The 12,926-nt window shown below is 59.1% G+C and carries 11 protein-coding genes; 10 read left to right on the top strand and 1 reads right to left on the bottom strand.

Going from position 1 to position 12,926, the window contains the following annotated elements; genetic code table 11:
- The first annotated feature begins 372 nt into the window (after positions 1-372).
- The gene (mrdA, locus tag AC07VR_RS26785) at positions 373-2,265 is read left to right on the top strand and encodes a penicillin-binding protein 2 (protein ID WP_495013068.1); all 1,893 of its coding nucleotides are present in this window, start codon (positions 373-375) and stop codon (positions 2,263-2,265) included.
- A 10-nt stretch (positions 2,266-2,275) separates the two neighbouring features.
- On the opposite strand, the gene AC07VR_RS26780 is transcribed toward mrdA, so the two are convergent.
- Positions 2,276-3,244 carry a LysR family transcriptional regulator gene (locus AC07VR_RS26780; protein WP_495013067.1) on the bottom strand — a complete coding sequence of 323 codons (969 nt, stop codon included), beginning with the start codon at positions 3,242-3,244 and terminating at the stop codon, positions 2,276-2,278.
- 153 nt (positions 3,245-3,397) lie between these two features.
- Here AC07VR_RS26780 and AC07VR_RS26775 point away from each other — a divergent pair, with 153 nt between their 5' ends.
- The 9 genes from AC07VR_RS26775 to AC07VR_RS26735 all read left to right on the top strand — a co-directional run bounded on the left by AC07VR_RS26775 (position 3,398) and on the right by AC07VR_RS26735 (position 12,720).
- Complete coding sequence (locus AC07VR_RS26775; RefSeq protein WP_495013066.1) at positions 3,398-4,699, top strand: MFS transporter; 1,302 nt, start codon at positions 3,398-3,400, stop codon at positions 4,697-4,699.
- Positions 4,696-5,451 carry a class II aldolase/adducin family protein gene (locus AC07VR_RS26770; protein WP_494994073.1) on the top strand — a complete coding sequence of 252 codons (756 nt, stop codon included), beginning with the start codon at positions 4,696-4,698 and terminating at the stop codon, positions 5,449-5,451. The genes AC07VR_RS26775 and AC07VR_RS26770 overlap by 4 nt, the downstream gene beginning before the upstream one ends.
- A complete protein-coding gene (locus AC07VR_RS26765) occupies positions 5,448-6,377 on the top strand; it encodes a 2-hydroxyacid dehydrogenase (protein ID WP_495013065.1) in 930 nt (309 codons plus the stop codon). Before AC07VR_RS26770 ends, AC07VR_RS26765 begins: the two co-directional genes overlap by 4 nt.
- Before the next feature lie 168 nt (positions 6,378-6,545).
- Entirely contained in the window at positions 6,546-7,919 is a 1,374-nt protein-coding gene (locus tag AC07VR_RS26760; protein ID WP_495013064.1) for an MFS transporter, read from the top strand.
- Positions 7,920-7,940: 21 nt separating this feature from the next.
- Entirely contained in the window at positions 7,941-8,333 is a 393-nt protein-coding gene (locus AC07VR_RS26755; RefSeq protein ID WP_495013063.1) for a RidA family protein, read from the top strand.
- On the top strand, positions 8,326-8,961 hold the full coding sequence (locus tag AC07VR_RS26750; RefSeq protein WP_495013062.1) for an RraA family protein: 636 nt from the start codon (positions 8,326-8,328) through the stop codon (positions 8,959-8,961). Before AC07VR_RS26755 ends, AC07VR_RS26750 begins: the two co-directional genes overlap by 8 nt.
- A gap of 45 nt (positions 8,962-9,006) precedes the next feature.
- The gene (locus AC07VR_RS26745; RefSeq protein WP_495013061.1) at positions 9,007-10,317 is read left to right on the top strand and encodes an OprD family porin; all 1,311 of its coding nucleotides are present in this window, start codon (positions 9,007-9,009) and stop codon (positions 10,315-10,317) included.
- A 137-nt stretch (positions 10,318-10,454) separates the two neighbouring features.
- Positions 10,455-11,684 carry a Zn-dependent hydrolase gene (locus AC07VR_RS26740; RefSeq protein ID WP_495013060.1) on the top strand — a complete coding sequence of 410 codons (1,230 nt, stop codon included), beginning with the start codon at positions 10,455-10,457 and terminating at the stop codon, positions 11,682-11,684.
- Positions 11,685-11,694: 10 nt separating this feature from the next.
- Positions 11,695-12,720: a histone deacetylase family protein gene (locus AC07VR_RS26735; protein ID WP_495013069.1), complete on the top strand. Its 1,026-nt coding sequence runs from the start codon at positions 11,695-11,697 to the stop codon at positions 12,718-12,720.
- Positions 12,721-12,926 lie beyond the last annotated feature (206 nt).

The raw sequence follows: 12,926 nt of genomic DNA, 5'->3' as shown, positions 1-12,926 counted from the left end.
CCCCATGTGAGAGTAGGTCATCGTCAAGATTAACTTCCGAAACCCCTATCTGCATCTGCAGGTAGGGGTTTTGTTTTGCGCGCGATTTGTCGGCGCGGGCTGGCTCGCGATGGCGATTTCCAAGACGCCATGGCGCGCACTCGGGCGTCCAGTGATCTCTTCAGGCAGTGGCCGTCAGAGCGCACGAATTCACACAGTGTGCGTAAGTAAAAGCAGGACTCCAACCGTCGCATTGGCCGCCAAGGACAGCCGTTCAGGGAAAACACCCGCAAGTGACTCGGGACTTTTTGGTATGGTGCAGCTCGTTTTTCAAAAGGACTGATTTCACGCGCAGGGAGCGTCGTTTAACCCATTCAAAGAGCTGCTGTAGAAATGCCCGAACCGATACCGATCAAGGATCACGAAAAAGAAACGCGCCTGGTCAATAAAAGGCTACTGTCCTGTGCGCTGTCTGTCGTCGCTATCTCCTGCGCGTTGGTCGCACGTATGTATTTCCTGCAGGTGGTCGAATTTGACTATCACTCGACGATCTCTGAAAACAACCGGGTGCATGTACTGCCGATCACGCCTACCAGAGGCCTGATTTACGACCGCAATGGCGTACTACTGGCAGATAACCAGCCCAGCTTCAATTTGACCATCACCCGCGAGCGTGCGGCCGACTTGAAAGGCGAGCTGGACTCGATTGTCAGTCTGTTGCACTTGCCGGCTGAAGAGCGGGCTCTGTTCGACAAAGAGATGAAGCAAGCGCGTCATCCCTTTGTTCCCGTCACTCTGTTTTATGAGCTGACCGAGGAGCAGATAGCCGTGCTGGCGGTGAACCAGTTCCGTCTGCCCGGCATCGAGGTAGAGCCGCAGTTCGTTCGTCACTACCCGTTGGGCGCGCATTTCGCCCATTCGATCGGCTATGTCGGGCGGATCAACGAGAAAGAATCCAAGGCCCTGGACTCGGTGGAGTACCGCGGTACCCAATCGATAGGCAAGACTGGCATCGAACGCTTTTACGAGTCCGAGCTGCACGGTCATGTCGGCTATGAAGAAGTCGAAACCAATGCTCAGGGCCGCGTGCTACGGGTACTTAAGCACACCGACCCGATTCCGGGCAAAAGCATCGTGCTCAGTCTCGACGTCAAGCTCCAGGAAGCGGCCGAGGAGGCCCTGGGTGATCGACGCGGGTCGGTAGTCGCTCTCGATCCATCGACTGGTGAGGTGCTGGCCATGGTCAGCAAGCCGAGCTTTGATCCGAATCTGTTTGTCACCGGCATCAGCTTCAAGGAATACGCCGCTCTGCACGATTCCATCGACCGACCGCTGTTCAACCGGGTGTTACGTGGCCTGTATGCGCCCGGTTCGACGATCAAGCCAGAAGTGGCAATTGCCGGGCTGGACGCTGGCGTGGTCACGGCCCAGACCCGGGTCTTCGACCCGGGCTATTACCAGTTGCCAGACTTCGATCACAAATACCGTAACTGGAACCACAGCGGCGATGGTTGGGTCGATATGGACGCGGCGATCATGCGCTCCAACGACACCTATTTTTACGACCTGGCACACAAGCTCGGCATCGACCGACTGCACGATTACATGACCATGTTCGGTCTCGGCGAGAAGGTCTCGCTGGATATGTTCGAAGAGTCGGCCGGTTTGATGCCGTCTCAGGCGTGGAAGCGCGCCACCCGTCGCCAGCCGTGGTTCCCCGGCGAAACGGTGATTCTCGGCATCGGTCAGGGCTATATGCAGGTGACGCCGCTGCAACTGGCGCAGGCTACTGCGTTGATTGCCAACAAAGGCGTGTGGAATCGTCCGCACCTGGCCAAGACTGTGGACGGTGTGGCGCCGGTGGATGAGCACCCGATGCCAAACATTCAGCTTAAAGATCCGCGGGATTGGGAACAGGTCAACCACGGCATGCAGATGGTCATGCACGATCCACGCGGTATTGCCCGCGCGGCGGCGATCGGGGTGCAATACCGGATTGCGGGCAAGAGCGGTACGGCTCAAGTGGTCGCGATCAAGCAGGGCGAGCGTTACAACCGTCTGAAAACTCAGGAGCGCAATCGCGACAACGCCTTGTTCGTCGGCTTCGCCCCAGCGGAACATCCGAAGATCGTCATCTCGGTGATGATCGAAAACGGTGAGGCCGGGGGGCGCGTCGCAGGTCCGGTGGTGCGGCAGATCATGGATGCCTGGCTGCTGGATCAGGACGGGCATCTGAAGCCGCAGTACGCCGCCCCGAGCAAAGCCCCGGGCGATCCCCACGTCTGAGGCTAAACCTTCACAGCACCTGCTCACGAATGCTGAGCATGTGCTGGAAGCTCTCCAGAAACACGCTCTCGGCCTGACTCATTCGCTGCTCGCGATTCCACAGAAGCTGGATATCGAAGTCTACCACCCCGTCCTCAGGGGGGAGGCGCCAGAGCAGACCCTGCTCGACATCTCGGCGCACCAGATGAATGGGCAAACAACCGATGCCGAACCCTGCGCAGATCAGGCGATGAATCTCTTCGAAACTGGTGGAGGATGCGACGATCTTGCCGGTAAACCCTTGCTGGTCGCGAAACAGCGTCAGGGGTGAAAGATTGCCGCCCAACTGGTCGCTGGTGAAGCTGACGAAGTTCTCGGCAGCAATCTGCTCCAGTGTCAGATTCTCCTGCCCGAACAGCCGATGGCGTTGCCCGCAAAAGTACGCATAACGTTCGCGAAATAGCACCCGCTGTTCCAGCCGTGGTTGTACCAGTCGGCACAATCCTACGCCCACGGTCGCGGTCTTTTGCAGCAGCGAACTGATGATGTTCGAGCTGCCCATCACTTCGACTTCAAGCTCGACGTTCGGATGGGTGACATGGAAGTCCGCCAGAAACTCATCGTAGTGCGCCGACTGGACACCGCTGACGGTGAGCAGGCGAATCTTGCCCACCAGGTCGTCATGCCGACTCTCCACTACTGTCCCTAGCCGCGAAATATCTCCGTAAATATCCGCAGCAATGCGCAGCACTTCTTCCCCGGTTTCAGTCAGGTCGAAGCGCCTTCCGCTACGTGCAATCAACACACATTCAAGCTGTTCTTCGAGACGTTTGAGCGCCTGACTCACCGCTGACTGGGTGATGTGCAAGCGCGCAGCGGCGCGGCTCATGTTGCCTTCCTGACCGATTACCAGGTAGGTGCGCAAGAGGTTCCAGTCGAGGCGATCATTGAGAAAGCGTCGGCCGACCCATGGGTTGGAGGTGGAGGTAGGTGAGGGCATGATTTTCTCAGTAGTAGCAGGGCTAATAGTAAAGATAAGAATATGAAAATTGACTAATCCTAGCCCGGCGGCGATAAAGCTCACAAGCGCCAGAGAGTGCAACCGGATTCAGCCTTCAGTACCTGCCCAACAATAAATACACAGGGTCCTTGCATGCATACCACCCCTCAGCCGCGACGAGCGGCGGCGGCAGCCTTTATTGGCACCACCATCGAGTTCTACGATTTTTATATCTATGCGACGGCGGCTGCGTTGGTGCTCGGGCAAGTATTTTTCCCCAGCAGCGATCCGGTGATGAGCACCCTCGCAGCGTTCGGCAGTTTTGCGGTTGGCTTCATTGCCCGCCCTATGGCCGGCATGGTGTTCGGCCATTTGGGTGACCGTCTCGGGCGCAAGAAAATGCTCCTGGTGACCATGGCACTCATGGGCCTGGCCACCACCGGCATCGGCCTGTTGCCCGGCTACGCCAGTGCCGGAATCTGGGCACCGATCAGCCTGATTGCGCTGCGGTTGATTCAGGGCATTTCGGTCGGCGGCGAATGGGGCGGGGCGGTGCTGATGGCCAGTGAACATGCACCGGCCAACCGCAAGACGTTCTACGCATCCTTCGCTCAGCTCGGCAGTCCGGCAGGTTTGCTGTTGGCATTGATCGCTTTTCGTCTGGTCACATCCCTTGATCAGCAGGACTTTCTCGAGTGGGGCTGGCGTATGCCATTTCTCGCCAGCGGCGTGCTGATGATGGTCGGTTTGATGATCCGTTCCGGAGTCCACGAGTCGCCGGAGTTCGCCGCAGTGCGGGACAACAACGAGACCGCCAAATACCCGGTGATGGAAGTTATCCGCAGCTGCTGGCGGCAGATCCTGTTTGCCGCAGCGGCGGTGACCATCGGGTCGGCCGGGTTCTTCTTCACCAACACCTTCATGATTACCTACGTCACCCAGTATCAAGGCATCGCTCGCTCGACGATTCTCGACTGCCTGTTTCTGGTGACCATCATCCAGCTACTGTCCCAACCACTCTCCGCACTGTTGGCCGAGCGTATCGGTGAAGGCCGCTTTCTCAAACTGGTTGCCTTGCTGTGCTTGGTCACGCCGTACCCGATGTTCCTGTTGGTAGGCACGCAAAACATTTTTCTGATGATCATCGGCATCGCTTTGGCGGTCGTCATCCTCTCGGCCTTGTACGCGGTCATCGCCGGTTACATGTCCCAGGCCTTCCCGGTGCACCTGCGCTACTCGGGCATTTCTATCGCATACCAGTTGAGCTGCGCTCTGGCCGGCGGCACCACGCCGCTGATCGGTACGCTGCTGGCGAGCAAGTTTTCCGGACAATGGTTACCGCTGGCGGTGTTCTTCACGCTGCTGTCGGCCGTGTCCTTGATCGGCGTTTGCGGCCTGGCCCGGTTGCGGGCCAACCCGGTCGTCTCCCACGCTCCTAAAGAGGTGTATTCGTGAGCAAACCTGAACACATTAGCCCGGTTGAATGGCAGGCCCGTTGCGAACTGGCGGCGCTGTACCGGATGGTCGCGCACTTTCGCATGACCGACCTGATCGATACCCATATCACCTTGCGCATCCCGGGGCCTGAACATCACTTCCTGATCAATCGCTACGGAGTGATTTTCGACCGGATGCGCGCCTCGGATCTGGTACGTATCGACCAGCAGGGCCGGATTGTCGACCCGGCCTATGGCGATCATCGGGTCAATGCGGCGGGTTTTGTCATCCATTCGGCGATTCATATGGCGCGCCCGGATTTGAACTGCGTGATCCATACCCACACCGCAGCCGGCATGGCGGTCGCGGCCCAGCAGCAGGGGCTGTTGCCGATCAGCCAGCATGCGCTGAAGTTCTACGGCAAGCTGGCCTATCACACCTATGAAGGCATCGCCTTGTCGCTGGACGAACGCGAGCGGTTGATTGCCGATCTGGGACCGCACAGGGCGATGATCCTGCGCAATCACGGGCTGTTGGTCGGCGGCGCCAGCGTGGCTCAGGCCTTCCAGGAGATTCATTTCCTGGAGCGTGCCTGCCAGGCGCAGGTCCAGGCCCTGGCCGGTGGTTCGGCGCTGCATTTCCCTTCCCCGGAGGTCTGCGCGCACACCGCCGAGCAGTTCGATCGGGATGAGTCCGACAACATCATCGATCTGGCCTGGGAGGCCGCCCTGACCCTGATTGAATCCCAGCGCGAGTCTTACTGCTCATGAACACGGTCGTCCTGCTGTCACGCGACAGCCTCTTGCTCGAGCAACTGCAAACCGCTTTCGCCCGTTCTGCACCGCAAATCAACGCGGTGCTGATGGATGATCCGGCGGCCGCAGCGGCGCAGGTGGCGGCGTGCTGGTTTCCATTGCCCGGCAGTCTGGGGGCGTTGAGCAATCTTCAAGTCATCCACTCCGTGGCTGCGGGTGTCGATCATCTTGAGCATGACCCGTCGTGTCCCGATTTACCGGTGTGCCGAGTGGTCGACCCTGGTCATCGCCAAGGGATGACCGAGTACGTGCGCTGGGCGGTGATTCACTATCACCGCGGCTTCGACCAGGTACTGCAACAACAGCGCGAAAAAACATGGCAACGCCCGCTGCAACGTTCAGCCAAGCAATTCAGGGTGGGTGTCATGGGCCTTGGCTCGCTGGGTAGTGCCATCGCCAGCGATCTGGCTGCAGCCGGCTATACGGTGCGGGGCTGGGCCCGTGGCGCCAAGAGCTTGCCGGGTGTGCAGGCATTCGCCGGGACTGAAGGCTTCGAGCCTTTTCTCGATGGCGTGGAATTGTTGATCAACTTGCTGCCGCTGACCCCTGAAACCCGCGGCATTCTCGGCAGTACGACGTTTGCCCGGCTCGCCCCCGGCGCAGCGCTGGTCAACTGTGGACGGGGCGCTCATCTGCGGATCGATGATCTCGAACAGGCGCTGGCAAGCGGTCAGTTGCGTGGCGCATTACTTGATGTATTCGAACGTGAACCGTTACCGCTAGAACACAAACTTTGGAGCATGCCCGGGGTGACGATCACTCCGCATATGGCGTCGGCGGCGTCCCATGACTGTATTGCCGAGCAAGTGGCGGAAAATGTTCGACGCCTGAATGCCGGTGAGCCGTTGTTGAACAGCGTGGATATGACCTTGGGTTATTGAGTAACTTCCTCAACGGAGCGAAGTTGCAGGTTTGTTAACTATAAAATATGCCTTGTGAACCGGTTCGTTCTGACGAGCCGGCTATAAAAATAATCCTCGCTTTAAACGTTTTACTGCCAGTTATAACAATTAAACATCGAGTTCTTGAAGAGCTCTCTGGAGACAGTTATGAGCGAAATATCGTCTGTAGAAAAGTGCCCCGCACCACCCGAAGTTGAAATTAGTATGAAAAAAGTGGCAGTCGCCAGTGTGATCGGCACCACGGTGGAATGGTATGACTTGTTTGTGTTTGCCACCGCTTCGGCATTGGTGTTCAACAAAGTGTTCTTCCCGGACTTCGTTCCGCTGATCGGCACCTTGCTGGCCTTTGGCACCTTTGCTTCGGCTTACCTGGCGCGGATTGTGGGTGCGGCACTGTTCGGGCATTTCGGCGACAGGCTTGGACGCAAGTCGATGCTGCTGATTTCGCTGTTGACCATGGGCGCAGCGACCTTCGCAATCGGTCTGTTACCCAATTACGCGGCTATCGGTATGTGGGCGCCCATTCTGTTGCTGCTGTTGCGGGTGATTCAGGGCCTGGCCCTCGGTGGGGAATGGGGCGGCGCGGTGTTGATGGCGGTGGAGCATGCGCCGGCCAACAAGCGCGGTTTATATGGTTCGTGGGTACAGATCGGGGTTCCGGCCGGGACCATGATTGCCAATCTGGCGTTCCTGGTAATTGCTGCCTGGTTGTCGCCTGAGGACTTGCTTGCCTGGGGCTGGCGGATTCCGTTTCTGGGTAGTGTGTTGTTGATCGCCGTGGGGTTGTATATCCGCCTGAACATTGCCGAAACGCCAGCCTTCAACAAGGTCAAGGAGGCTGAGGTTCAGGTCAAAATGCCGGTCGCCGAAGTCTTTCGTAAATACTGGAAGCAAGTGGTGCTGGGCGGTATCGCCACCATGTCGACCGGCGCGTCCTTCAACATCATCGTCGCTTTCGGCCTGACCTATGGCACGCAGAACCTCGGTTTCAGCCGCAGCGTGATGCTCGGTGTGGTGCTGCTGTCCTGCGCGTATTGCATCGTCATGCTGCCAGTATTCGGGGCGTTGTCGGATCGCTACGGTCGCAAGCCGATTATCGTGGCCGGGATCGTTGCTGAAGCCTTGGTGGCGTTCCCGATGTTCTGGTTGATGGACACCAAAGAACTGCCGATGGTGATCTTCGGCTACCTGTTGTTGATGACCGCTTTCGCCGCCAACTACGGGCCGATTGCGACCTTCCTCGCCGAGCTGTTCGGCACTCGCGTTCGCTATTCGGGGTTGTCCATCAGCTACATGCTTTCCGGCCTGCTGGGTAGCGCGGCGACTCCGATTGTCACCACCGCGTTGCTTGCGGCCACCGGCAAAGGCTCGTCCGTGGCCTGGTACATGATCGGTGCGGCGCTGATCTCGTTGGTGGCGCTGTTGCTGTTGACCGAAACCTTCAAGAAAGACATCAGCGAAGTCTCGGCCTCGGCCGAGGGTCAGCCTGCTGCCACCCCCCTGAAATCGGCTGCGGCCTGATCCCTACGGAGTTCACAGAGCATGCGCAGAATCCAGTCAGCACCAGGGTTCATTGGGCCGGTGGGGCCTTATTCACAAGCGGTGGTCAGCGGTCATCTGGTGTTTACCGCCGGACAGATTCCGGCTCAGACCGGGCTCGACGACCAGCCTGCAAGTTTTGCCGAACAGGTGCACCAGACCTTGCGCAACCTTGAGGCGATCCTGATTGAAGCCGGGTCCAGCCTCAGTCATCTGGTCAAGGTCAATGCCTACCTGACCGACCCCGCACAGTTGGAGCCCTTCAACGAGGTTTACCGTGAGTTGCTCGGCCATGCGCCGCCCGCGCGAACCACCGTGTGTGTCGCACTGTGGGGCGTGTCATTGGAAATTGACTGTGTGGCCGAACTGATCAAAGGAGCCCCGGACCATGGATAAGGCGCAACTAGAGCTTTTGATCGAGCAACTCAAAGCAGTGAGTTTCCCGACGCTAGGGCACTTTCTTGAAGACGGCTTTGCCGATTCACGGCTGCGCGCCATGGTGCCGGGGGTCAAGTTGGTCGGTCGTGCGGTGACCCTGAGCCTGCGCGGCGCCGACGCCATCGCGGTGAACCAGGCGCTGGCGCTGTTGCAGCCCGGGGATGTGCTGGTCATCGATACTGGCGGCGACCTGCGGCATGCGCCGGTCGGTGCGGTCACCAGTTGCGCGGCCCGCTGTGCCGGCGCCGTCGGGATTGTGGTGGACGGTGTGGTAACCGACTTGCTGGAACTGCGCGAGGCCGGGCTGCCGGTTTTTGCCCGTGGTACCAGCCTGTTGACCACCAAGCTCCATGGTCGTGGCGATAGCCCGATCAATCAGCCGATTCACTGCGCGGGAATACAGGTACTCCCTGGTGATCTGGTGTTGGCCGACGATAACGGAGTGCTGTTTCTCGATCTGCAAACAGCGGCGCAAGTTATCGAACAAGCGCTGGCTTCGGATCGCGCCGAGCCGAAGTTGCTGGAGCGCTTGTGCGCCGGTGAATCACTGGCGCAAGTACTGAGTGTTACAACTCATCAACAGTAGAAAGTTGCTCGCCAAGATAATCGTGGTTTTATGGAATTCTATTTAATGAACAAACAACCCTTGGCACTGGTCATGATCGGTAGTGCACTTTTCAGTCCGTTGAGCATGGCGGACTTTGTTAAAGACAGTAAAGCGACGCTGGGCTTTCGCAACTTCTATTACAACAACGACAATCGCGACGGGAGCGCCGCTCCGTCGAAAACCGAAGAGTGGGCCCAGGGCTTCATGCTCAATTATCAATCGGGCTTTACCGACGGTACTGTGGGGTTCGGGGTTGATGCGTTAGGACTACTGGGTGTTCGACTCGATAGTGGTGACGGCCGCCATGTGGGCAGCTCGATGATCCCTGACGACGGCAAAGGTGCCGCTGAGCAATGGGCACGCCTGGGGGCGACGGCGAAGATGCGCTTTGCCAGGACGCAAGTGCTCTACGGCACTTTGACCCCCAAGCTGCCGATTCTGGTGGCCAACGATGGTCGCCTGTTGCCACAGACCTTCGAAGGTGGGCAGATCGTCTCCAACGACTTCGAGCATCTGACCCTGACTGGCGGCCATATCGAACACGCGACCGGTCGTGGCTCCAGCGACCGCACCGGCTTGGCAGTGGCGGGCGGGACGCAGGAAAGTAATGCGTTCAATTTTGCCGGAGCCGATTACAAAGTCACTGATGCGCTGCTTGCGCAGTATTACTACGCCAACCTTGAGGACTATTACCAACAGCATTTTGGCGGTCTGGTGCATGACTTGAAGCTGGGTGATTTTGGCTCGCTGAAAACCGACCTGCGCTACTTCAAGACCACCGCCGAGGGGGCCAACGCATCCGCCGCCGGGCGCAGCGAAGGCTTCCGGACCAGCGGCTTCACCAAGGATGGCAACGGCAAGATCGACAACGATACCTGGAGCCTGGCTTTCACCTGGGGTATTGGTGCCCAAACGCTGATGGCGGGTTATCAGCAAGTATCCAGGGACAGCAACTTCGTTCAACTCAATCAGGGTGGTTTGCCAGACAAGGGCGCCTCGGGTTCCAGCGTGTACCTGCTGACCGACCGCTACATCCAGAACTTCACCCGTGCAGGGGAGCGCACCGGTTTCGCTCAATACACCTACGACTTCGCAGCCTTGGGCGTGCCGGGGCTTAAAGCCTCGGCCATGTATTTGTCAGGTACGGGTATCAAGACAACTGCCGGTCCGGATCAAAAGGAGTGGGAACGAGACTTCAGCCTTGATTATGTGATCCAGAGCGGTCCACTCAAAGGCGTGGCCATGGGCTGGCGCAATGGTACATCTCGCAGCGAAGCCTCTCGCGATCAGGACCAGAATCGCCTGGTGGTGAGCTACAGCCTGCCGCTGTTCTGAGGGTGCTGATCGCTTCCGCGTTTTGCGCGGGAGCGATAGACCGTTCATGCGATCAAGCAAAGCCGCAGCCTTCGAGGAAGATTGTTTCAAAAGGCTCCTGGCGCTTGAGCGCCCCCTTATTTTTGGAGAAATGACTGATGTTGAAAATCAACGGTGAACGTTTGTGGACAAGCTTGATGGCCATGGCCGAAATCGGCGCTACGGCGCGCGGCGGTAGCTGTCGTCTGGCCTTGAGCGAGGAAGACAAGGCCGGACGCGAATTGTTTGCCCGGTGGTGCCGCGAGGCCGGGATGACCTTGAGCGTGGACCCGATCGGCAATCTGTTCGCCCGTCGCGCCGGGACGGACCCCGATGCCGCACCAGTGATGATGGGCAGTCACCTCGACACCCAGCCCGAAGGCGGGCGTTTCGATGGTGTGTATGGTGTGCTCGCCGGCCTGGAAGTGGTGCGACGCCTGAATGATCTGCAGATCAAGACCCGCAAGCCGCTGGAGGTAGCGGTGTGGACCAACGAAGAAGGCGCGCGATTCACCCCGGCGATGTTCGGCTCGGCGGTGTTTACCGGCATCATGGATCTGAATGCCGCGTTGGCCGTGCGTGACGTCGATGGCATCAGTGTTGCCGAGGCTTTGCAACGCACCGGGTATGCTGGCGAACGGCCGTTGGGCGGCGCTGTGGATGCTTATTTCGAAGCCCATATCGAACAGGGCCCGATTCTTGAGGACAACGCCAAGAGCATCGGTGTGGTTAGCGGCGGCCAGGCGATTCGCTGGCTCGACGTGCGGGTCGAAGGCATGGCCGCCCACGCCGGTACCACGCCCATGCCGCTGCGCAAGGACGCGCTCTTCGGCGCGGCACAGATGATTCTGGCGCTGGAAGCACTGGCTACCGATTTCGTCCCTGAAGGCCTGACCACCGTCGGTGAACTGAGCATTGCCAAGTCCTCGCGCAATACCATTCCCGGGCTGGTGAATTTCACTGTGGACTTGCGTCATCACCGCGACGAAGCTATCGAGGCCATGGAGCAACAGGTCCGCGCACGCTTGCAGGCCATCGCCGAAGATCGTGGTTTGCGTGTGAGCATCACCCCACACTGGATCAGCCCGGCGACGCCGTTCGATGCCGAATGTGTGGCGGCGGTGCAGCAGGCGGTGGACGGTCTGGGCTACGCTCAGCAATCGATTGTCAGCGGCGCCGGCCATGATGCGATTCACCTGGCGCGGTTCTGCCCAACGGCCATGGTGTTTATTCCCTGCGTCGGCGGCTTGAGTCATAACGAAGCTGAAGATGTGTTGCCCGAAGATGTGCGTCAGGGCACCGATGTATTGCTCAATGCCGTGCTGGCTCGCGCCGGGAAGGCTGAATGAGGAGAAGATGATGCGCTGTTTTTTCCACCCCGAACAATTGCTCCACCACCCACGCAGCTACTACTCACGCGGCCAGATGCGCACGCCACAGGAAGTTCCGGAGCGGGCTCAACGCTTGGTCCGGGCGGCGCATTCTCTTGGTTTCGAGGTGCTGCAACCTGCGGATGCTGGCTTGCAACCGTTGCTGGCGGTGCATGGTGCGGCCTATCTGGAATTCCTGCGGGAGGCCCATGAGCGCTGGAAGGAAATCCCGGAGGACTGGGGCGATGAGGTGATGTCGAACATCTTCGTTCGCGAACCCAATGCATTGCGCGGGATTCTCGCCCAAGCCGCGCGTTACCTGGCCGACGGCAGTTGTCCGGTGGGTGAGCTGACCTGGCGTTCGGCCTATTGGTCGGCGCAGAGCGCAATAGCCGCAGCCCAGGCCTTGCTCGACGGCCAGCCGGCTGCCTACGCGTTGTGTCGACCACCGGGGCACCATGCACGGGCCGAAGCGGCGGGTGGTTTTTGCTACCTGAACAATGCGGCGATTGCAGCCCAGATGCTGCGCGGCGGTTTTGAACGGGTCGCGGTGCTGGATACCGACATGCATCACGGTCAGGGCATTCAGGAGATTTTCTATGACCGGGATGACGTGCTGTATGTCTCGGTTCATGGCGATCCGACCAACTTCTATCCGGGGGTTGCCGGTTTTGCCGACGAGCGTGGAAGGGGGGCAGGGGAAGGCTTCAACCTCAACCTGCCAATGGCCCACGGTGCCAGCGAGGCGGATTTTTTGGGTCAGCTGGAGTTGGCACTGGCGGCGGCGAAGAACTTCGGGGCGAATGTGTTGGTGCTGTCCTTGGGCTTTGATATTTATGAGCTGGACCCGCAAAGCAAAGTGGCGGTGACCCGCGACGGTTTCGCCAGGTTGGGTGAGCGGATTCGCAGCCTTGGATTGCCGTGTTTGATTGTGCAGGAGGGCGGGTATCACCTGGAGAGTCTTGAGGATAATGCGCGGGCGTTCTTTCAGGGACCGCAGGTTTGGAGCCTCTGATTGTTCAGGTGAATGGATATCGACTGACAGGGCTACCTATATCGCGGGCAAGCCTCGCTCCTACGGAAAACGCGATCAACTGTAGGAGCGAGGCTTGCCCGCGAACGAGCGCGAAGCGCTCGCAACCATCTGACAGACGATGAAGGTTAATTGGCCTAGAACAAGCAGTCGCCATACGGCACTTGCCATTGCCTTGACGTTAACGT

This window comes from Pseudomonas sp. GW821-FHT02H09, from assembly GCF_059421425.1.
The sequence above is the reverse complement of the archived record's forward strand: the minus strand, read 5'-3'. Positions and strand labels throughout refer to the sequence as shown.

Coding starts and splice junctions, on each gene's coding strand:
- mrdA (WP_495013068.1), top strand. CDS start 373: ATGCCCGAACCGATACCGATCAAGGATCACGAAAAAGAAACGCGCCTG.
- AC07VR_RS26780 (WP_495013067.1), bottom strand. CDS start 3,244: ATGCCCTCACCTACCTCCACCTCCAACCCATGGGTCGGCCGACGCTTT.
- AC07VR_RS26775 (WP_495013066.1), top strand. CDS start 3,398: ATGCATACCACCCCTCAGCCGCGACGAGCGGCGGCGGCAGCCTTTATT.
- AC07VR_RS26765 (WP_495013065.1), top strand. CDS start 5,448: ATGAACACGGTCGTCCTGCTGTCACGCGACAGCCTCTTGCTCGAGCAA.
- AC07VR_RS26760 (WP_495013064.1), top strand. CDS start 6,546: ATGAGCGAAATATCGTCTGTAGAAAAGTGCCCCGCACCACCCGAAGTT.
- AC07VR_RS26755 (WP_495013063.1), top strand. CDS start 7,941: ATGCGCAGAATCCAGTCAGCACCAGGGTTCATTGGGCCGGTGGGGCCT.
- AC07VR_RS26750 (WP_495013062.1), top strand. CDS start 8,326: ATGGATAAGGCGCAACTAGAGCTTTTGATCGAGCAACTCAAAGCAGTG.
- AC07VR_RS26745 (WP_495013061.1), top strand. CDS start 9,007: ATGAACAAACAACCCTTGGCACTGGTCATGATCGGTAGTGCACTTTTC.
- AC07VR_RS26740 (WP_495013060.1), top strand. CDS start 10,455: ATGTTGAAAATCAACGGTGAACGTTTGTGGACAAGCTTGATGGCCATG.
- AC07VR_RS26735 (WP_495013069.1), top strand. CDS start 11,695: ATGCGCTGTTTTTTCCACCCCGAACAATTGCTCCACCACCCACGCAGC.